A 926-nucleotide genomic window follows, 5' to 3' on the forward strand; every position below is an offset into this window, starting at 1 on the left:
TTTTCCACGTCCTTCATACTCAAAGTATTTCCGGATGGTTCGAATATCAGAAGTTGCAATTTTTTCAGCAGAAGCAAAAGCTTTCAAAACATTCATATAAACAATACCATATTTTGACCGGAATAAGGAATTAAATTCAGGAAATACGATGTCGATACATTTTTGAAGACGGTTTTTATAAATATTTAATTCCTCTTTCAAGTTGTGATGATGACGTGTCAATTGCTTTTGTTCATAAAGGTCAAAGCGATTCACTTTTGTAATACGATATGGTTTCTTACGCTGATTAGAGCCGATCACATCACAAATAGTAAGAGAATCAAGAGGGTCATTTTTGGTGATTCCACCTTGAAGTTTTCTGGTAAGGTCAGTAGTTGTTGGATTGATCAGTGCAACAGTATAACGGATATCAAGAAGATATTTGAGTAAGGCAAAGTGATAATGCCCGGTGTCTTCCATACCGATTAAAAGGTCTGATTTGGAATATCTGTTTAGCTTTTTGATGAGGCACAGAAACCCTTCCTGATTATTAGTAAAAAGGGAAGGGTTAGAAAGTATTTCTCCAGTATTCTTGTCAACGATGGAGAAGGTGTGTTGGTTTTTACCAATGTCAATTCCGACTAAAATCATGATAATACATTCCCTTCGTAAAAATATGCAATGTGTTATCCACAGCACTTACTTCGTAAAACCTGGTACAAGATACGAATTCAAGACTCATCTAACTAATCATTATTTAGAAATAAGGTGTGGTAAGAACCTCCAAAAAGTAGTCAAAGCCACAGGAAAATAATATACAAATCCACATCACATATTTTAATAATACAAATGTATAACACCGTAATCAACCACAGATAGTAGGTTGATAGAAAGGAAAAGGTATATTTGTAAATGACCGTTAGATGAGTCAATTACAATATACCAGG

1 protein-coding gene is annotated in these 926 nt (G+C 34.3%); it reads right to left on the reverse strand.

Going from position 1 to position 926, the window contains the following annotated elements; genetic code table 11:
• Positions 1-630: IS110 family transposase (locus tag ACTNB8_RS16340; RefSeq protein WP_441056112.1), on the reverse strand; the 630-nt coding region annotated here is incomplete at its 3' end.
• Between the last annotated feature and the right edge of the window lie 296 nt (positions 631-926).

It is taken from the genome of Blautia sp. HCP28S3_G10 (assembly GCF_052065235.1).
Classification (GTDB): domain Bacteria; phylum Bacillota; class Clostridia; order Lachnospirales; family Lachnospiraceae; genus Blautia_A.